An 18,738-nucleotide genomic window follows, 5' to 3' on the forward strand; every position below is an offset into this window, starting at 1 on the left:
TCTGCGCAGACACGCATTTGCTCAAGTGCGTGCCCGCCAACGGGGACCGCTAGCAGGCATTAGCAGGCAAGTTGGATGCCCACAATCGCTATGCGGCTCAAATCGTCGTCGTACGGCAGCAGGGGGCCGTAACAGGCGGGCGAGCACCTGCGCGCCGTCTTAGCGAAACGAGTGCTTTGACTTACCTATCGACAAAACCGGTAAGGGGTATCCAGATTTCCTGTTTTTCCTAGGAAGTCAGGAAACAAGCCGGTTTATCATGGAAAGGAGCGCTGGCCGTTTCTCTCTCGTAACGCAGCTCGAAATCGAGCGTATTCCGAGATCGGAGGAACCATGGAAATCAAACGCGCAAAGACCCTCAAGCCTCCCCAAATCCGCCACCTGCTCCGCGTCATCGAGGCCACCAACCGGCACCCGGAGCGCGACGTGCTCATACTGCTTCTTGGCTTTACCTGTGGCATGCGAGTATCGGCGATAGCCCGAATCGAAGTAGCCGATGTTTTGCTACCTTCGGGCAAGATTCGAGATGAGATGAGCCTGAGGGCCGCGATCACCAAAGGCTGCCGTCAGCGGTGCGTTTATCTGACCCATCCCAAAACGGTTGCCGCCCTGGAACGCTATATCGAATGGCGATGGGGGCGCGACAAGGGCACGGCGTTGGACCGTCGCATGTATCGTGGTCCGATGCCCCGAACGTGTCTTATCCTCACGCAGAAGGGCGGCCCCTACGAGCTGAGCATCAAGCGCCGAATCAACGATGCCGACGAGCAAGTCTATTGCTTGGCCGCCGACAGCCTGCAAACCTATGTGACGGGCCTTTATCGCGCCGCAGGGCTCGGCAAGGGCTACAGCAGCCATTCCGGAAGGCGGACGTTTGCCAGCAAGCTACTCGCGCAGGGGCATTCCCTCGACACCGTTCAATTGCTACTTGGACATTCACAGCTCGACCATGTTTCCCCATACCTCGAAGTCACCAAGCGCGACTTCGAAGCTGCTGGCGAAGCCGTCGAATCCATTCTTCTGCTTGGCGGCGCCGAAGGCGTGCGCGCCCTACTTGCAAGGGGGCGCGATCGCTAAAGCACGACCCGCCACCGCCGATGTTTTGAGGGGGAGGCGTGCGCTGATCCTGCGTATAGCAGCCTGGCCATGGCCGTCAGCCCGCGCCCGCTTCTGCGCATGGGCGCGTATAAACATGTTGAAACCCAAGGGCGATTCGTCTAAACTGGTTTCTACGAATTCAGGAGGTTTGCATCATGGCAAAGACAGCAACGCTCACGCTCCAGCAGTGGGGCAATAGCCTGGCGGTTCGCATCCCTGCTGCGGTTGCTCGGGCCGCACATTTTGAGGTCGGGCAGGAAGTCCAGGTCACAACCGATGAGGTCGGTGTGACCGTTAAGCCAGTTGGCCCGCGCAAACTGACGCTGGCCGAGAAGCTAGCGCTGTTTGATCCGGCCAGGCACGGCGGCGAAGCAATGGCTACCGGCCGTATCGGTGCGGAGGTGTTCTGATGGCGGGAGCTTCATGGGTGCCGGATCGTCGCGACATCATTTGGATCGATTGCAACCCCCAAGTGGGTCGTGAGATGAAGGACCTGCACCCCATGCTGGTCCTGTCGCCAAAGGCATTCAACGAGCGGACCGGCATTGTGATTGGGCTCCCGATGACGACTGCCGAGTTCAACGACAGCAATCCGTTTGCGATCAAGTTCAAGGGGCCGAAAAATCTGGCGAGCTACGTGCTCGCGCACCAGCCAAAATCGTTTGACTGGCGTGCCCGTGGAGCGAAGGCTCACCCGTGGAAGCAAGTTCCGGCAGACGTTTTCTCTGCGGCGTGTGAGCAGCTAAACCAGATCATCGCTATCTGCGATTAGGAAAAAGACGGAGGACGTCATGGAAGCAATGAGGACGCACTTGGCGGCGCGCGGGCTCGACCCAGCACGCTACAGAGGCGTGTTTGTCTCTGATGATAGCGTGACGTTTGCTCTGTGGAATCTGTCGGGGCAAATGGTCGGCTATCAGACCTACCGCCCGGATCGGCCGAAGGCTCACGATGGAGATCCGCGCGAGCAACGCTACTTCACGTTCGTCTCGCGCTATGGGGCACGGACACCGGAGTTGGCTGTCTGGGGGTTGGAAACCGCGCAGGCTGGGAGTCCTCTGTTCCTTTGCGAGGGTGTCTTCGACGCATGCAAGCTGCATTCCCTGGGACTCTCGTGCGTCGCGACGCTTGGCAGTGATCCAAAGCCGCTGCGTCAGTGGCTCGCCTGCTTGCCGCAGCTCACAGTTGCCGTGTGCGACGGAGATGCTGCCGGCCGGAAGCTGGCCAAGTTCGCCAACCAGGTGGTGTACCTGCCGGAGGGAAAGGATGCGGGAGATCTCGCGGAGCAGGATCTAAGGAACGCCCTGGCGTCGTACCTGTGACAACAAGGAAAAGCAGTGGCGAAACTCTCTCAAGCGGCCATCCAGTTGCTTCGTGATGCTGGTTGCACTGAGGTGGCCGACGACTACATTCTTCTCGGCGACACCGACCTGCATGTGCTACTGTCGCACCGCGCCGTCAATGACTTGAATCAGCAGGCTCGCGAGCAGGAATAAAAATGTGAAAATAATGGCACTCTCGCTCAACGTGAAAATTGTCCATGAAATTCGCTAGCGCCGTGGCGACGACGGTACTTCATTCGCTGATCGCGATTTTCCCCACTTACGTCTTGGCGCAACCCAATACGGCCGAAATTGCGCAAGTATTCATCGCTGACAAAGTTCGGCAGCAACTACTGGCTGATTGGGGCCGCACTGATGATGCGCTGCCCTGTGCGGCGTGGATGGCGCCATCGGCATTGGGCAAGAAGCTGGCCGGCGTAGTCGCGTCGGACTTTTCTGCCTCCGAATTTCAAGAGGCCTTGGACTTTCTAGGAAGCGGGCCCGGTCAGCGCTATGCGGATCGGCAACGGAATCTGTCGCCGGTCTCGTCTAGAACGGAAGCAGACTTGGATGCGGAAAGACAGTTCTTTAACACCCCACTTGGCCTCAAGCTTTTAGATCGCCTGACCGTCCAGAAGTATGCCGAGATCGCTAAAGGCCAATTCAAGGCAGACTCACCGGAATGCAAGGCTGCCCTTGAGCCAGTCCCAGGCGTAAGACATGTCGCCGAGGTCAACTTGACCGACCTCGCATGCACCCTACCGAAGGTTACTTATCCCGCTGCCGCTCGGCGCCAAAATCAGTCTGGCACAGTATTGGTTCGATTGCTCGCCGATGAAAGTGGCTTGGTGCGTTTTGCGGGCATTCGCAGATCTTCTGGATTCGCATCGCTGGATAAGGCAGCACAGTTCGCCGTGCTAAGCATGAGATGCCGCCCCTACCAGACCGCCGACGGGAAGTTGCATAAGGTAACCGCGATTCAACCAATAGCATTTGCACTCGATTCGACCCAAACGAGTAAGAAGGGAGATGATCTGACAATCGAGAGCGCGTCGAGCCCGCCTCGGCAGACGCTAGATGATCGCAGGGTAGCTCTTGCAAGACTGCAATCTCTGGTCGCCGGGGCATCAGCCGGTACGGTAGCTCCAGGCACTATTGAAGACTTCGCTAGTGCCGTCCGCGATCAAGTCCGTCCCTTTATAGCCTATGGAGGCGCACTGGAAGACTTAGAAAGGAACCCAAAGGTTGTTGTTCGGGTCTTCATCGACAGCGAAGGAAATGTGTTGCAGGTCCGCACAGAGGAAGTCAGTGACAATCCCGTCTGGAATTCCACCGTCCTTCGTGCCATCAGAAATGCATCGCCTTTGCCCGTGCCACCGAAAGGCCAACGGACAGATTTCACGATTACGTTTAGGCCGAAGGAATAGCGATGGAGCCCGCTCGCATCGGTGGTCGCCCCTGATCAACAATTTCCCGTTGGCGTTCTGGTTCGTCTCGTTCGGATGCGCCGTCTGGCGCACATTTACGGAGAACCGGCTTGCCCGCGTGAGCGCCGTGTTGCTACTGATTCACGGCTTGGGAAATGTCGCGACGGGGATGTGGACTTGCGATGCTGGATGTCGTCTGGACGCCGTGTCGTCGTCCCAGCAGATCCACAATTTGGCTGGCCTTGTCATGGCATTGTCGTTACTGAGTGCCAATACGCTGTGGATCGTGCTGGGAAAGCGTGCGCTCGGTCTTGGTTGGCTCAGTGCACTGTCGGCCGTTACAACGCTCTTTTGTTTGTTGACATTACCGCTGATGGCCCAGACCGCAGGAACTGGCGGTCCGTTCGGCTTGTATCAGCGCATCAACTACGGCGTGTCGATCGCGTGGGTGGGCGTATTGGCGGCGACACTGTACTGGCGCCGCGTTGCACGCCAATAGACCGTCTGCTCAAGCGCGCGGTACTCGAGGCAGTGACGGGACTCCAGTTGAACGCAGGAGCTGCATCGAACACGCGCGCAAAGTGCTCGGCCTATCTAAGGATAGCGATAGTGCTGCATGGCGTGCCGGCTTGAGCGGTGCGCGTCACGGGCTGGTCGAATGCGATTGATTGCTTCTGGCCGTGAACGGCCGCCTGCGGTGACCTTTCTCGAGTCGAGAGGCCGATACCGCAACCCAAAGCGGGCACTCAAACTGCCGAGCGGCAAGGCGCTGCCGCATGCCACGTCATCACACTTCGCCGCCTGCCTCTGACTGCGTCGGGAGCCCGTCGTCGCGCAGCCACATGATGAATTCGGCGCCCTGCCCAAGCGTGCTTTCCACCGTGATGCGGCCGCCATACCGCTCCACCAGCGCATAACTGATCGACAAACCCAACCCGGTTCCCATCTGCTTCTTGGTGGTGAAGAACGGGTTGAACAGGTTGGGCAGGTCTTCTTCCCCGATGCCCTGGCCGGTGTCGCGCACATAAAGCGTCACGCCCCGCCCGCCCCAATCGCGCGTACCCAGCGTGAGCGTGCCGCCCCCGGGCATGGCGTGGATGGCATTGGTCAGCAAGTTGACCACCACCTGCTGCAGTTCGCTGCGGCTGATGCGCACCTGCCGCGTGGCCTGGCAGTCCAGTTCGACCCGGATCGCGGCGCCCTTCAGCATGTGCTGGACCAGTTCGACGCAGCCTGCCGAGACCTCGCCCACATCCAGGTTCTCGATACTGCCGGCGTAGGCTTCTGGCCGGACAAACTGCAGGAGCCGGTTGGTCAGCAACTGAATACGGCGGACCTGTTCGTCGATCAGCCGCAGTTCATGCCGGACCGGTTCCGCAGCCGGGCCCAGGATCTCGCGTGCCACGTCCAGGTTGCCCTGGATCACGGCAATCGGATTGTTGACTTCATGCGCCACGCCGGCGGTAAGCTGCCCGGCGACGGCGAGCTTTTCCGACGTGATCAGCTGCTGCCGGGCCGCCCGCAAGACGGCGTTGGATTCCTCCAGCTCGCGGGTGCGTTCGGCCACCTTGCGATCGAGTGAGTCCGCCCAGTCCTTGAGCTGGGCATTTCGCAGCTGCAGGTCCGACAGCAGCTGGTCGAACTGGCCGGCAAGCTGGCCCAGTTCGTCTTCGCTGCCCACCGGGCCTACCCGTGCCTCCGTATCGCCGGCCTTGAGCGCGTGCATGGTGCCGACCATCCGTGCCATCGGCGCGAACACGCGCCTGGCCCATAGCAGCGAAAACAGCGCCCCGGCCACGGCCAGCAGCAGGAACAAGCCCACCAGCACGCCCAGCGCCAGGTCTTTGGCCTGGCTGATCGGCCTGGCCAGGTAGCCCACGTACAGCATGCCGATGCGCTGGCCGCGGCTGTCGGCGATCGGCTCGTAGGCGCTCATGTACCTGTCGCTGACGACGAAGGCCAGGTCCAGCCATTTCTCGCCGCGCAGCAGCACCTTGTCGCGCACCTCGCGCGAGACCCGCGTGCCCAGCGCCCGCTCGCCATGGAACAGCCGCACATTGGTGGCAATGCGCGTGTCGTCCAGGAACAGGGTCGCCGTGCCCTGGCTGCCACGAGGCAGGGATTCCGGCTGGTAGACCAGCGCGTTGATCGTGTCGATAAAGCCAAGGTTGTTATTCAGCAGTGTGCCACCGTGCAGGATCGCCACCAGTTTGCCCGCTTCATCGAATACCGGTGCCGCCGCGTGCACCACCATGCCGCGGGTTTCCTGGGTCCTGTCGGTCGCCGCTGCGTTGACGGTGGGGCGTAGCGCCACCTGTGCACGCCGGGCAAGCTCGACGGAAACGGCGGCCAGTTGCGTGGCAGACCAGACGTCCGTGGCGGCGTCCGCGCGGCCAGCCGCGGCACTAGCCACCACGCGCCAGGCGGCATAGTCGGCCCCTGCTGCGCCGGCTGGCGCAGCGGCAAGCAGCCGCCCTCGCGGGTCGAGCAACTGCAGGAAATCGAGCCCGTGCGTGCGCCGCGCGTCGGCCAGGATGCCGGGCAAGACGTCGCGGCGGCCAAGTCCGTCCACCAGCGCATACGACCTTGCCTCCTGCAGGACACGGTCGCCCACGCCACCCACCATATGCTCGAAGTACTCGTGGGCGACCAGCAGGTCGCTGTTGACCTTGTATGCCAGCAACGCCTGGAACGCGCGGTTGCCCCACAATCCCATGATCAACAGGAGCGCCATCAGCGCCACCAGCAGGGGCGCGACCACGATCGATACAAGCTTGGCGCGCAGCGAGGCGCGATAGCGGCGCAGCAGCGCGGCCGGGCTCAAGGACGCAGGCCCCACTGCAGGCATTTCCGGTCCAGGGTGCGGCGCGAGATGCCCAGCCGGCGCGCTGCTTCCACCCGGCTGCCGCCCTCCGCCGCCAGCACTTGCAGGATGTGCCGCCGCTCCACCGCCTCCAGCAACGTGGCGTCGTCGGCCGGCGTGGCTGCGTCCTCGCAGGCCTCTTCCGGCAGGCCGGCCTGCGCCGGATCGGCATGCTGCGCCAGCAACTCGACCGGGTATTCGCCCAGGATCAATGCCCGCTCCACCAGGTTGCGCAGCTCGCGCGCATTGCCTGGCCAGTCATAGCCCTTGAGCAGCCGGATCAATGAAGGCGACTGCGGCACTGGGGGCAGTCCGAACTGCGCGGACAACTGTTCCGAGAAATGCTCGGCCAGCGGCACGATGTCTTCCGGCCGCGTGCGCAACGGCGGGATGGCGACGGACACTACGTCGAGCCGGTAGTACAGGTCCTGCCGGAAGCGCCCGGCGGCAACCTCGTTGGCCAGGTTGCGGTTGCCGGCGGCGACGATGCGCACGTCCACGGCAATCTCGCGCTCGCTGCCGAGCGGCCGGATGCGCCGGTCTTCAATCACCCGCAACAGCTTGGCCTGCATCGGCAACGGCAGCTCCGAGATCTCGTCCAGGAACAGCGTGCCGCCGTCGGCATAGAGGAACAGGCCGTGACGCGCCCCGGCCGCGCCGGTGAAGGCACCCTTGGCGTGGCCGAACAATTCGCTTTCGATGATGTCGGGCGCCATCGCGCCGCAATTCAGCGGCACGAACTGGCCCTGCCGCCCGCTGAGCCGGTGCAGCTCGCGCGCCACCACTTCCTTGCCGGTGCCGGACTCGCCCGTCACCAGTACCGTCGACGGCATCGGCGCCACACGCGCGACCAGGGCCATGACCTTCTTCATGGCTTCCGACTCGCCGATGAAGTGTTTGTGGATGGTGTACTTGTCCAGCTCGCGGCGCAGCAGGTAGTTCTCGCGCGCGAGCCGGGTCCGGTCGAAGCAGCGCTGGATGGCATTGAGCATCTGGTCGACGCGGAACGGCTTGACGATAAAGTCCGCTGCGCCCGAGCGTAGTGCGGCGATCGCCGTGTCCATGTCAGCGAAGGCGGTCATCAGGATCACATCGGCCGGGTTGCCGGCCGCGCGCAGTGCCTTGAGCCACTCCACCCCGCTGATGCCGGGCAGCGCCACATCGAGCAGGATCAGGTCGAAATGGCGTTGCTCCAGCAGCGCGGCGCCCGCTTCGGCGCTGTCGGCCGTCACCACGCTGTCCACCTTGGCTTCCAGCGCGCGGGACAGGAACGAACCCATGCCGGCCTCGTCGTCCACCACCAGGATCGCGCGGCGCTGCCAGTTGTCTGGTTCGGCTGCGTTGCTTTGTCGTTCGCTCATCACTTTAGTTGTTGCGGGGGCAAGAGGAGAGTCTAACGACAGTGCACCATCCGCCAGTATTGGGAGTAAACCGAGCCAGCCGCGGAAATCGCGGCCGCAGATGGACAGTTTGGCCAAGGCGAGGGGCCGCCGGCAGGACATTTTGTCCACGGCTTCTCCTGGCGGCACCGTCAGCGCGCTGCAAACCATTGATGGCAAACGGAATCCGCCATGGGCACAGGTCTTGCTGAACGACGCACTCCAGCCCATCGCACCACGCGCAAAAAGAGGCTGCCACTTCCAGGTAGGAGACAACTTCATGTCATATCCCGCGCAAGCGCAAACGCCGTCGCAATCCTCGCAGCAGCGGTCCCAACATGCGCCGCCGTCCCGGCTATCGCCGCGCCCCTCGGCCTTCTCCAAGGAGGCCATCATCGCCGGCCCGGGCTTCAACCGCTGGATGGTGCCGCCTGCCGCGCTGGCGGTGCACCTGTGCATCGGCCAGGCCTATGCCTTCTCAGTTTTCAACGAGCCGCTGACCCGGATCATCGGCGTCACGCAGTCCGCCCCGGGCGACTGGCAACTGACCACGCTGGGCTGGGTGTTCTCGCTGGCGATCTTCTTCCTCGGCATCTCGGCCGCCTTTGCCGGCAAGTGGCTGGAGAAGGTCGGGCCGCGCCGCACCATGTTCACGGCGGTGTGCTGCTTCAGCGGTGGCTTCCTGGTGTCGGCGTTGGGCATCTGGCTGCACCAGATCTGGCTGCTGTACCTGGGGTACGGCGTGCTGGGCGGGGTCGGGCTGGGGCTCGGCTACGTGTCGCCGGTCTCCACGCTGATCCGCTGGTTCCCGGACCGCCGCGGCATGGCCACCGGGCTCGCGATCATGGGCTTCGGCGGCGGCGCGATGATCGGCGCGCCATTGTCGGTCGCCTTGATGAACCACTTCAAGAGCGCGACCAGCGCGGGCGTGGCGCAGACCTTCCTCGTCATGGGCGTGGTCTATTTCATCTCGATGTCGATCGGCGCGATGGCCATCCGCATCCCTGCCCCGGGCTGGGCGCCCCCGGGCTACATGCCCACCGCCAATGCTAGCAAGATGGTCACGCACGCCAACGTGCATATTGACCAGGCGCTGAAGACGCCGCAGTTCTACCTGCTATGGCTGATCCTGTTCCTGAACATCACGGCCGGCATCGGCGTGCTGGGCCAGGCCGCGGTGATGATCCAGGAAACCTTCAAGGGCACCATCACTGCCGCCGCCGCGGCCGGCTTTGTCGGCCTGCTCAGCATCGGCAACATGACGGGGCGCTTCCTGTGGAGCTCCGCCAGCGACTACTTCGGCCGCAAGGTGACCTACGCCATCTTTTTCGCCTTCGGCGCCGCGCTCTACATGGCCGTGCCGGCCGTCGGCGCGTCCGGTAACGTGGCCCTGTTCGTGGTCTGCTACTTCCTGATCCTCACCATGTACGGCGGCGGCTTCAGCACCATTCCGGCCTATCTGGCCGACATGTTCGGCACGGCCTACGTCGGTGGCATCCATGGCCGCCTGCTGACCGCCTGGGCCGCCGCCGGGATCGCCGGGCCGGTGCTGGTGAACTACATCCGCGAGCACAAGCTGGCAATGGGCGTGCCCAGGTCGGAGGTCTACGTCGACACCCTGCACATCATGGCAGGCCTGCTGGTGGCGGGTTTCGTCTGCAACCTGCTGATCCGGCCCGTGCATGAGCGCCACCACCTGCGCGAAGTGGCCAGCGCCGCCTGAACGCCATTCCCCAACACACAGGAACCCCAGCCATGCAAAACGACCGCACTTTCGGCAAGACCCTGCTGCTGCTCGCGTTCTGGGCCTACGTGCTCATCCCGCTGGGCGCGGGCATCTGGTCGACCCTCGGCAAGGCCGTGACGCTGTTCAGCTGAGCGCCCGCACCGGCGGTCCGCTGCGTCCCGATCCGTCAATAAAGCGGCCGCCGGCGCAGTCCATGGAGCTGGTTCCGGATCGTCGATGCAGCGGGATCCATCCATGACTGTGATCCCGCGCAATAGCGCTATCTGTATTTGCTTTGTGGCGCCTGGCAAGCGCTTCTTCCGGCTCTGCAAACTGAGCTTTAGCGGTTCCGCAAGAACTGTATCCTTCGCGGGCAGGCTCTAGTCCCTACGCTTGTCCGTAGTGTCGCGCGACACGCCGTCGTGCCGGCGGCACCCCCACGGAGAGCACATCGATGCACGGACTCACAAGCGCGGTCAAGCTCTACGATGCCTCTGGCACACGCTCCCGGCATCAGAAGTTGCTACGCGGGTACCTCCACATTCGGCCGGCCGAGGCCAACACGCTGAAATGGCTGGAGGCGCTCGCAACCGATGCGGCGCACACCAAGGTCGAATTGCCCGACATCGTCAACGTGCTGATCGAAGAGCTGATCCGGGTACGGTGCGAACTGCGCAAGGTGATCAAGTGCAACCAACTGGTCGCCAACATGGTCATCCTCCACAACGTTCAGTGGATGTCACGCAAGCTGAAGGATTTGCAGGAACGCGGGCACCCGGTGAATGCCGAAGTGCTGAAGGCGCTGTCGCCATACCGCCGCGAGCGTGTCAACCGGTTCGGCGATTACCTACTCGACTTGCAGCGGCGCGTGCCGCCACTCGATCCATCGATCGATTTCCTATTTAAATCAGCGGCTTAGCGGAGATGTGACGGATTTTTTGCGAATCCCGGCCGACCCTCGGATAGGGTGCGTTCTCCCGGTTTCGTAGCAGGCCAACGCGAGGCCCCCACCACCCTGCGAGCCGCGTGGGCGCCGCGCAGTAGCTCCGCCTCGTCAGCAGGACTGGTACGACTATGAGCTGTAAGATCGGGCCGCTGTGTCAGTTCGCCCGGCGGCTCAGGCCTTACTTGCTAGGCATAGGCATTCTCGCCCACGCCCGCTGGCCCTTGGGCACCAATGTGGTTGAAGCCATCAACACGCTGATCATGGTGATCAAGCGCATTGCCTATGCTTCCGCTATGACCGAATCGAACGATGCCGCGTCCGTCGGCATGCTGCCATTTCCATCCATAAAGGTGTAAATAGCCGCTCGAAGTTTCAGTTCATTGCCTGTCATATCGTTCGTTGGTAAGCCGAGATACCGGTATATCGCCGACGAAAATATCGGACGTTGTCAAGCATAAATTTAGCGGCGTGAGCGATTTTCCGGAGATACTAGTGGCATACTTCCATGCATCTCAACTGCAAATCCGGCTTGGCAAAGCGAGCAGAATTCCAAGCTCGATACAAAATATCTACCGACATGAGTAAATTGACCGAAGAGCAAATTGCGCGAGGACGCGGCAGATTTCTGGCAGACCACCCACAAGCTGTAGACCGAGTGAACTCTATCACGCAAGCGGTAGCAGACGCGCTGGGGGAGGAAGTGACAGAACTGCGACGCATCGAGACAGCAAAAGCCATGAGCGAAGCCGCCGCCGCGGAGGGAATCGACGGCTTCGAGTATCTGCTACGGTACGCAATTGACGATGACGACGAGCGCAATCGCATCCTTCAGCAGAACCGAGAGGCTCACGAGCGTGCCGTTGGACTGCGCTGGTAAAGAGCCGGTCGGTCTTCCGTCCTGTTGCGCAGGCAGTTAAAGGGTTTTCGAGTATGACGAACCAACGTTCGATGGCAGGTCTCATAGCTCTACTGAATGAAAGCACCACGAGACCCGAAGTAGGAGATGGGCCAGGGCTCGAGGACCATGTCCGCAATGTCTATCAGACTTTGCTTGACCTCGAACTTGAGAACGCTGTCGTCGGGCGTGGAGTCAGCTTACGGGGATCAAAGGGGAGCATTTACCAGATAGACGTGTACTACGAATTTGAGATTGCTGGTCTGCGACACCGTGTTGCGATTGAATGTAAGAACACCAGCCGCCCCATGGAAAGGGATGATGTTCTAGCGTTTGCAATGAAAGTGCACGATTGCCAAGGGGTGGTCGGCGTAGTTGTCTCAGCCAACGGCTATCAAAGTGGGGCTGTTGACTCCGCCAACGAAAATGGCCTGAAGGTGCTGTCGGTTGAAGAACTTCCGTCCATTGGGCAACTTCTTGCCTTGCGCCTGGACAACGTTGTGATGCCTGGCCCTGAAGTGAAAGGCGAACCGTTCTGGACGTTGTACGACCTCGAGACGAAAGAACCCTATTCCTTTACACAAGGGGATGAGATCTTTGGAGCGCTGTTCATCTCGCGCGCTCACGCTGAAGAGTATGCGAGAGTGTCTCACTTGAAGCCCCGGTGGACCGTGCGGGGGCTGGGAATGCGGCATCTTCGGGCTTACATTCTGACCGCCGATGCGGTACGGGCACGATATCTCATCGTACAGCCACATATCGCAAATGCTATCCCGATAAACGGCTTTGCATTTGCGGAAATCAACCGCAAGCGTCTGATCTCCGACTTCTATTCAGGTGGACCGTTGCCCGCAACTCCGATGATCATGCCCGGACGACGAAAACGGCGCTCATAAATTTGTTCACAGTTCTTGCAGAACTTTGTTCCCGACCCCATGGGCACGCCTGCTGGCGCGCTGGAGAGCGCGCGTCGGCGGCAGGCACGGCGCACCAACTGCAGCGCGTTTTCCATATAAGAAACCGCGCCAAAGCCAACTCGATTTCTCACGAGCAGCCGTCGATTCGTCGTCGATGCGAGCTGTTGGGGCGGGCGACAAACGGGTCCGAACCCCACGGATCGCGCGCGACCAAGTTCCAAGCACCACATCCTCGTCGATGCCAACGGAATCACCGTCAGCGCGATCCTGACCGGCGCGAACCGAAACGACGCCACCCAACTGCTGCCGCTCGTCGACGCGATTCCACCCATTCGCGGCGTGCGTGGCCGACCACTTCAGAAGCCCAAAATCATCTACGCCGATCGCGGCTACGATTCCGAACTGCATCGGCAGAAGCTACGCGAGCGCGGCATCAAGCCGGTGCTCGCGAAACGCCGAACCGAACTCGGCTCCTATTCCAATTTGTCAGCGCTGTAGCTTTTGTTGTGATTGCGGCTGTCCTGGGACGCGCCGCATACGTGGGTTTCGCAGCTCCCCTCCCTCACGTCATCCCACCGCCTCACATCGAGCGGCTTGTCGCGAGACTGGACGCGCGGGCTGAATTCGATCGATATCGAGAGAAGTTGCTTTTGTTGTCCGGCGTTGGCCCCCAATCCGAATCGACGCTTTTCGCCATCCATAACGCGTTGCACGCTGCAAGCCGGGCCGGATGCATCTCAACCTGAAGATGGGCGCAATAACGTTGAGCTCTTGCAGTTCAAGCCCCGCTCAGTTCGTCTCTTGCCACGCCACTAGCCGTCGACGGATGCAATCGACGTAGGAAAAGCTACTTTGCTCACATCCGGCAGCCTGCAACGTCTCTTGTCATATCTGATGGCGGAGTACGAATTGACGGTCGATGACATCGCCCAGAAGCGTCGGCGCGGCCGTCCTGCCGGCGGCGCTCAGGCAAGGTCGAAGACCAAGGCCAAGACCTCGCTGCCGCCGAAGTACCAGGATCCCAAGACCGGCGCTACCTGGACCGGCCGTGGGCGTGCACCGGCCTGGCTCGGCAAGAATCGGGACAATTTTCTGATTGCGGAGTGATCCGGTGGTGTGCTGATAGCTATTCAGCGCGCTCGGTTGCCGGGTGCGCTGAAAATGAAAAGGCCCTTCGCTCACACGAGGGGCCTCTTCACATCGCGCGCTGCAGCGCTCTTTCCTGCCAGCTTGGCAAAGAGCACCTACGCTTAGAAGCCATACGGCACGCGACTCCAGTCCTTCAGCACTTGGTAGTCGTGCTCGGGCAGCGAGATGATTCCCGCCTCTGCCGCCTCCAGAATCCGCTCTCCCACCCAAGATCCGAGCCGGTTACCGTGCAACATGAAGAAGGGGTGATCGTGCTTTCGGTGCTGATTGACACGGTTTCAGCAAGTAAACCGCTCTGTATCAACGAGTTGTGCAAAGAGCTTTTCGTGGAAAAGTCGTTGTGTGCAAATTGTTGATTTCAAAGAGAATTTCTAGCGCCGGCGTATCATTTTGCAGCGAAAGCACGATCACCCCGCCTTGCTCCACTTCAGGAACTCGTCTGCTGCCCCAGCGAAGTCGCTGGCGTTGACCTTGCGCAGGAGCATCGACAGGTTGCCGTTGGCCGGCGTCACAAGCCCGTCCTTCGCCCCTTCGCGCCTTGACCCCTTTGGGTACGACATGCAGAAAAATATACCGTATAGATGTCCAGATGCCGCATAAAAGTGCATCATCAAACATATTACGTGTTGTCGCGTGACAATTAATGTGAGCACATAGGCGCTTTATCTGATTGATGGATTGCCGCTCGATGGGTGCTAAGCACAACTGTGCAGCAACTTGCTGCACAATTTCCCACTCGTTAAAACGAGCCAGCTTCTCCTCGCCGGGACAGCGGCCCCTGTCTGTCAGACATCACAACGTTTCGCTTAGCCCTCGCGGTCAAACGTACGCCCCGGCTTCGGCCCCGATCGAGCAGTCGGTCCTTCACATTCCTACTCACCTGAGGCAAGCTCGGCTTCGATCTGTGCGATCGACGGCAGATCCGGCGTCAAGGGCGGCGGAATCTCGCGTAGCAACTGGTATTCGGCGACACCCATCGGTTTCGCCATGCCACGCAACGCGTACTCTGCGACTAGACGGTTATTCTCTTTGCAAAGTAGGAGTCCAATCGACGGCCGATCGTCAGCTGCCTTAAGTTGCGTGTCGATCGCGGATAAGTAGAAATTGAGCTGCCCGGCATACTCAGGCTTGAAGGGCGTAGTTTTCAGTTCGACCACCACGTAGCAGCGCAGCTTAAGGTGGTAGAACAGCAGGTCAACGAAAAACTCGTCGCCGCCCACTTCCAGGCGGTACTGACGGCCAACAAAGGCAAAGCCGGCCCCGAGTTCCAGCAGAAAACGCGTGATATGCTGGGTCAGGGCACGCTCGATGTCCCGTTCTTGGGCATCTTCCGCCAAGCCCAGGAAGTCAAAGATGTAGGGATCCTTAAGCGCGTCGCGGGCCAGGTCCGAGTGGGCCGGCGGCAACCGGTCCGCAAAATTGCTGACCGCGCGGCCTTGCCGCTCGTGCAGGCGAGTTTCGATCTGCATCACAAGGATATTGCGCGACCAGCCGTGCTCGGCGGCCTGGCTGGCATACCATTCGCGCAATTCGTTCGATTTCAGTTTGTCCAGCAGTGTGCAAAGGTGGAACCAGGGCAATTGTGCAGCAGCCTGCTGCACAAATTCGCCGCTCGGCCAAGCCTCGGCCAGCGCGCGCATGTATTTGAGGTTGCGCGGCGAGAATCCCTTCATGTCCGGAAATGTCGCTCGCAGATCGTGCGCAAGCCGGTCTATCACCCTAGCACCCCACCCCTGCTGCTGCTGCCGTTGAAGGATGTCGCGTCCGATCTGCCAATAGAGCATCACCAGTTCTCGGTTGACAGAGAGGACGGCACGCTGACGTGCCTGCTCCACCCGCTTTTTCAGATCGGCGAGCCAAGCGGTGTAGTCGGGGGAAGGGAGCGTTGCGTCCGGCATTCGGTTTCGTTTCGGATTACGGGCCGGCAGCGCCGGTCTCCCCTCATTATCCGGGTTGGTCAGTTGGCGAGCAATGCAAGGCCCCAGGCCGTCCCATGGGACGACGTCGCCGCGTGAGTCCTACCCGATACGGAAATGTTCCACGGTCTGCCCGGCGTTGACTGCCCGCTGCAGCCAGTCCGGCATGGCACCGCGGCCGTCCCAACTCTGCCCGTGCGCGTTGCGGTAACGCACCGCTCCTTGCGTTGGAGTCGGCGGCGGCTCGGCAAAGCAGCCCGCCGCTTGCAGGTCGGTCAAAGTCAGGCCGTGCTGGGCCATCTGGATGCGGATCCTGGTAATCGCTTGCGCGCGCTCGATTTCGATCGACATGGTGTGGGTGAATAGATTTGGGGGCGGCGCCGGATCCCGCGTGATGCCGTCTGGCGGCAGCGCTGGATTTCGGGGTTGTTCCAGGTAACGGCTGCAGCGGGAATCCGCGCTGGCGGGAGGACGTGGCCGTCGCCCTCACTGCTTAAATTTTAATCAAATCTGCTGAGACCATCGGCCATCCGCCCCCGCGCGGCTTGTCCACAGGCTTATCCCAGCGAACGGTGGACAATTTCTATCCCGCTCCTGTTCTCAGGCCGGCCCGGGCTTGAACTTGGTTTTCGTCACCGGCGCCCGGCGCCTGGGCGATACCAGGCGCCGGGCCGCGGTGGCTTCCGCATTGGCCCGCTCCGCGCGCCGGACTGCCATCTCCAGTTCCGCCTCCAGCCTGCCCTGCACCGCCTGCCCCTCCGCCAGCGCCTGTTGCGCCTGTGCCAGTTGCCGGCTGAGCGTGTCGCGCTCGGCCTGCTGCCTTGCCCGTTCCTCGGCACTGGCCACGGCGGCGTCCTGCGCCCGCGCTTGCACCGCCGCCAACTCAGCGCGCAGGTCCGCGAACGCCTGCTCGGCCTTCTGGCGCAGCGTGCGTTCCTGGTCGATCTCGCGCAGCGCGCGGCGCTCGGTGGCCTCGGCGCGTTCCTGCGCCACCGCCACCTGCTCGCGGGTGCGCTCCAGATCCGCCGAGAATTGGGTACGCATCTCCCCCAGTTGCCGCTCGAGCGCCTCGATCTGGCGCCGGCCCTCCTCCTGGCGCGCCCGCGCGGCCGCGTGGGCCTGGCGCTCGGCCTCCAGTTCCCCCTGTAGCGCCGCGCGCGCCTGCTGGGCTGCGTCGAAGTCCGCCTGTACGGCGGCGGTCTCCTGCTCGGCCACGACCACCGCGGCGCGCGCCTGGTCGCGCTGCGCCTCCGCCTCGCTCGCCTGCAGCCGCGCTTCGGCCCGCAAGGCGGCCAGCTCGCTGCTAGCGGCCGCGTTGGCGGCCTGCCAGATCGACTGCACGGCGTCGGCGGCGATCGACTTGAGCGCATCCGGCAGCCCGGGCTGGTCGATGGTCACGCGCATCTTGCCGCGCAGGTCCGCCCAGAACTGCGCCAGCACCTCGGTCGGCGTGCCCATGCTGCCTTTGCGCACCAGGCCGTAGAGCTTGTTGGCGGTGGGCGTGATGCCATACCTGAAAAACAGCAGGGCGCAGACCTCGCGGTAGAGCGCGCGGGTCTCGGGGAACTGCGCGCGCAGGGTCGCCACGTCGGCGGCGAGCGTGGCCTGCAGGGCGGCCTCGGACGATGGGGATTCAGGGCTGGCGGTCATATTTGGGCGGTACACGAGATCAGTTTAATTAAATATTACTACGTAATACGTTAATTTATTGAATAATTTTACAAATCTTTAGACATAACTGCGCTTATGTCTATTAATCTGCTATATTGATGCATACAGCATGTGCTTCAGCCGACACCCTTCATGGAACTGCTCCCGATCCAATCTTCGGACGGCCCGGCCGCCCCACTCCTCACCCCGCTGGAGCGTCTGCGCCTGACCCCGGGGCTGTCCGGAGTGGCCGGCAGCAACCGCGCCCCGGCCACCGCCACTCGCATCGCCGCTGCTGACGACCTCGCCGCGGTCACCGCCTGGCTCGCGCGCTATACCGACAGCGCGACGACGCTTGCCACCTACCGGCGCGAAGCCGAGCGGCTCCTGCTGTGGGCCGTGCTGCAGTTGGGCAGGCCCCTGTCCTCGCTGACACACGAGGATCTGCTCACGTACGAGCGCTTCCTCGCAGACCCGCAACCGGCCGCGCGTTGGGTCCTGGCCGGCAGCAAAAAGAAACTCGCGCGCGACCACCCCGACTGGCGCCCGTTTGCCGGGCCGCTGTCGCCCGGCAGCGTGCGCCAAGCGATGGTGATCCTGAACGCGTGCTTCGCCTGGCTGACCGAGGCGGGCTACCTGGCCGGCAACCCGCTCGCCCTCGCCCGCCGCCGGCGCGCCCCCAACCAGGCGCGCATCACCCGCTATCTGAGCCACGACCTGTGGGAGACCGTGAAGGACGCGGTGGCAGCCATGCCGACTGACACCGCACGCGAGCGCCTGCACGCGGCGCGCTGTCGGTGGGTGCTGACCGTGCTCTACCTGGGCGGCCTGCGCGCCTCCGAGCTGACGGCCACCACCATGGGCGCGTTCTTCTGCCGACGCGATGCCCAGGGCATCGAGCGCTGGTGGCTCGAGGTGACCGGCAAAGGCAACAAGACCCGGCTGGTGCCGGCGACCGACGAGTTGATTGCCGAACTCGCGCGCTACCGCCGCGCCCACGCGTTGCCCCCTACCGCGCAGTTGGGGGAGACGCGTCCACTGGTGCTGCCGGTGATTGGAAAAGCGGGCAGCGAAAAGCCGCTGTCACGCGGCGCGCTGCACCTGATCCTGAAAGAGGTATTCGGCATGGCCGCGACGCGCCTGCGGGGACGCGGGCCGGAATGGGAACCGCAAGCCGCGGTGCTGGCCAGCGCCTCGGCGCACTGGCTGCGCCACACCGCCGGCTCGCACATGACCGACCAGCAGGTCGACCTGCGCTTTGTGCGCGACAACTTCGGTCACAGTTCGCTGTCGACGACGAGCGGCTACCTGCACAGCGAGGAGGATGCGCGGCATGAGGCCACCCAAGAGCGGCATCGCATCGGTTGGACCAGCAAGACCTAGGATGAGCCAGCATCGCCAAACCACACAGGGCAAAGCCGTCTATCGTCACGGCACCATCGTGCCGAGC

At 62.3% G+C, this 18,738-nt stretch carries 21 protein-coding genes and 1 pseudogene; 16 read left to right on the forward strand and 6 right to left on the reverse strand.

Features of this window, described 5'->3' with window-relative positions:
- The first annotated feature begins 333 nt into the window (after positions 1 to 333).
- The 7 genes from AC3FOF_RS35010 to AC3FOF_RS35040 all read left to right on the forward strand — a co-directional run bounded on the left by AC3FOF_RS35010 (position 334) and on the right by AC3FOF_RS35040 (position 4,346).
- Positions 334 to 1,077 carry a tyrosine-type recombinase/integrase gene (locus tag AC3FOF_RS35010; protein WP_488729203.1) on the forward strand — a complete coding sequence of 248 codons (744 nt, stop codon included), beginning with the start codon at positions 334 to 336 and terminating at the stop codon, positions 1,075 to 1,077.
- A gap of 176 nt (positions 1,078 to 1,253) precedes the next feature.
- Positions 1,254 to 1,508: an AbrB/MazE/SpoVT family DNA-binding domain-containing protein gene (locus AC3FOF_RS35015; protein ID WP_017229423.1), complete on the forward strand. Its 255-nt coding sequence runs from the start codon at positions 1,254 to 1,256 to the stop codon at positions 1,506 to 1,508.
- Positions 1,508 to 1,870, forward strand: a complete 363-nt coding sequence (locus AC3FOF_RS35020; RefSeq protein ID WP_488729204.1) for a type II toxin-antitoxin system PemK/MazF family toxin — start codon at positions 1,508 to 1,510, stop codon at positions 1,868 to 1,870. Before AC3FOF_RS35015 ends, AC3FOF_RS35020 begins: the two co-directional genes overlap by 1 nt.
- Positions 1,871 to 1,889: 19 nt before the next feature.
- Positions 1,890 to 2,420: a toprim domain-containing protein gene (locus AC3FOF_RS35025; RefSeq protein ID WP_017229421.1), complete on the forward strand. Its 531-nt coding sequence runs from the start codon at positions 1,890 to 1,892 to the stop codon at positions 2,418 to 2,420.
- Positions 2,421 to 2,435: 15 nt separating this feature from the next.
- Positions 2,436 to 2,594: a hypothetical protein gene (locus AC3FOF_RS35030; protein ID WP_017229420.1), complete on the forward strand. Its 159-nt coding sequence runs from the start codon at positions 2,436 to 2,438 to the stop codon at positions 2,592 to 2,594.
- A gap of 44 nt (positions 2,595 to 2,638) precedes the next feature.
- The gene (locus AC3FOF_RS35035) at positions 2,639 to 3,847 is read left to right on the forward strand and encodes a TonB family protein (RefSeq protein ID WP_488729205.1); all 1,209 of its coding nucleotides are present in this window, start codon (positions 2,639 to 2,641) and stop codon (positions 3,845 to 3,847) included.
- On the forward strand, positions 3,774 to 4,346 hold the full coding sequence (locus AC3FOF_RS35040) for a DUF998 domain-containing protein (protein WP_488729206.1): 573 nt from the start codon (positions 3,774 to 3,776) through the stop codon (positions 4,344 to 4,346). The genes AC3FOF_RS35035 and AC3FOF_RS35040 overlap by 74 nt, the downstream gene beginning before the upstream one ends.
- Before the next feature lie 288 nt (positions 4,347 to 4,634).
- Here AC3FOF_RS35040 and AC3FOF_RS35045 read toward each other — a convergent pair whose 3' ends face one another.
- Positions 4,635 to 6,695: a sensor histidine kinase gene (locus AC3FOF_RS35045; RefSeq protein ID WP_488729207.1), complete on the reverse strand. Its 2,061-nt coding sequence runs from the start codon at positions 6,693 to 6,695 to the stop codon at positions 4,635 to 4,637.
- Complete coding sequence (locus AC3FOF_RS35050; protein ID WP_488729208.1) at positions 6,668 to 8,071, reverse strand: sigma-54-dependent transcriptional regulator; 1,404 nt, start codon at positions 8,069 to 8,071, stop codon at positions 6,668 to 6,670. The genes AC3FOF_RS35045 and AC3FOF_RS35050 overlap by 28 nt, the downstream gene beginning before the upstream one ends.
- Before the next feature lie 298 nt (positions 8,072 to 8,369).
- Here AC3FOF_RS35050 and AC3FOF_RS35055 point away from each other — a divergent pair, with 298 nt between their 5' ends.
- From AC3FOF_RS35055 to AC3FOF_RS35090, 8 genes and pseudogenes are all read left to right on the forward strand, one after another.
- Positions 8,370 to 9,812 carry an L-lactate MFS transporter gene (locus AC3FOF_RS35055; protein ID WP_488729209.1) on the forward strand — a complete coding sequence of 481 codons (1,443 nt, stop codon included), beginning with the start codon at positions 8,370 to 8,372 and terminating at the stop codon, positions 9,810 to 9,812.
- Positions 9,813 to 9,844: 32 nt separating this feature from the next.
- Entirely contained in the window at positions 9,845 to 9,967 is a 123-nt protein-coding gene (locus AC3FOF_RS35060) for an MFS transporter small subunit (RefSeq protein ID WP_488729210.1), read from the forward strand.
- 302 nt (positions 9,968 to 10,269) lie between these two features.
- Positions 10,270 to 10,734: a Tn3 family transposase gene (locus AC3FOF_RS35065; protein WP_488729211.1), complete on the forward strand. Its 465-nt coding sequence runs from the start codon at positions 10,270 to 10,272 to the stop codon at positions 10,732 to 10,734.
- A 155-nt stretch (positions 10,735 to 10,889) separates the two neighbouring features.
- The gene (locus AC3FOF_RS35070) at positions 10,890 to 11,117 is read left to right on the forward strand and encodes a hypothetical protein (RefSeq protein ID WP_488729212.1); all 228 of its coding nucleotides are present in this window, start codon (positions 10,890 to 10,892) and stop codon (positions 11,115 to 11,117) included.
- Between the two features lie 149 nt (positions 11,118 to 11,266).
- Entirely contained in the window at positions 11,267 to 11,638 is a 372-nt protein-coding gene (locus tag AC3FOF_RS35075; protein ID WP_488729213.1) for a DUF6388 family protein, read from the forward strand.
- A 71-nt stretch (positions 11,639 to 11,709) separates the two neighbouring features.
- Positions 11,710 to 12,552: a restriction endonuclease gene (locus tag AC3FOF_RS35080; protein WP_488729247.1), complete on the forward strand. Its 843-nt coding sequence runs from the start codon at positions 11,710 to 11,712 to the stop codon at positions 12,550 to 12,552.
- Positions 12,553 to 12,685: 133 nt separating this feature from the next.
- A pseudogene (locus tag AC3FOF_RS35085) lies at positions 12,686 to 13,047 on the forward strand (transposase); the annotation flags it as partial.
- A 420-nt stretch (positions 13,048 to 13,467) separates the two neighbouring features.
- Positions 13,468 to 13,680, forward strand: a complete 213-nt coding sequence (locus AC3FOF_RS35090; RefSeq protein ID WP_488729248.1) for an H-NS histone family protein — start codon at positions 13,468 to 13,470, stop codon at positions 13,678 to 13,680.
- Positions 13,681 to 14,129: 449 nt separating this feature from the next.
- Here AC3FOF_RS35090 and AC3FOF_RS35095 read toward each other — a convergent pair whose 3' ends face one another.
- The 4 genes from AC3FOF_RS35095 to AC3FOF_RS35110 form a co-directional block, all read right to left on the reverse strand.
- Positions 14,130 to 14,282, reverse strand: coding sequence for a hypothetical protein (locus AC3FOF_RS35095; RefSeq protein WP_276265241.1), 153 nt, complete (start codon positions 14,280 to 14,282; stop codon positions 14,130 to 14,132).
- A gap of 312 nt (positions 14,283 to 14,594) precedes the next feature.
- Positions 14,595 to 15,620 (reverse strand): PDDEXK nuclease domain-containing protein, encoded by a 1,026-nt coding sequence (locus tag AC3FOF_RS35100; protein WP_488729214.1) that lies wholly within the window; start codon positions 15,618 to 15,620, stop codon positions 14,595 to 14,597.
- A gap of 120 nt (positions 15,621 to 15,740) precedes the next feature.
- Entirely contained in the window at positions 15,741 to 15,989 is a 249-nt protein-coding gene (locus AC3FOF_RS35105) for an H-NS histone family protein (RefSeq protein ID WP_488729215.1), read from the reverse strand.
- 249 nt (positions 15,990 to 16,238) lie between these two features.
- Positions 16,239 to 17,288: a DNA-binding protein gene (locus AC3FOF_RS35110; protein WP_488729216.1), complete on the reverse strand. Its 1,050-nt coding sequence runs from the start codon at positions 17,286 to 17,288 to the stop codon at positions 16,239 to 16,241.
- A 153-nt stretch (positions 17,289 to 17,441) separates the two neighbouring features.
- On the opposite strand from AC3FOF_RS35110, the gene AC3FOF_RS35115 reads away from it, so the two are divergent.
- The gene (locus AC3FOF_RS35115) at positions 17,442 to 18,671 is read left to right on the forward strand and encodes a tyrosine-type recombinase/integrase (protein WP_488729217.1); all 1,230 of its coding nucleotides are present in this window, start codon (positions 17,442 to 17,444) and stop codon (positions 18,669 to 18,671) included.
- Positions 18,672 to 18,738: the final 67 nt, after the last annotated feature.

This window comes from Cupriavidus sp. 96C5-1 (genome assembly GCF_057798855.1).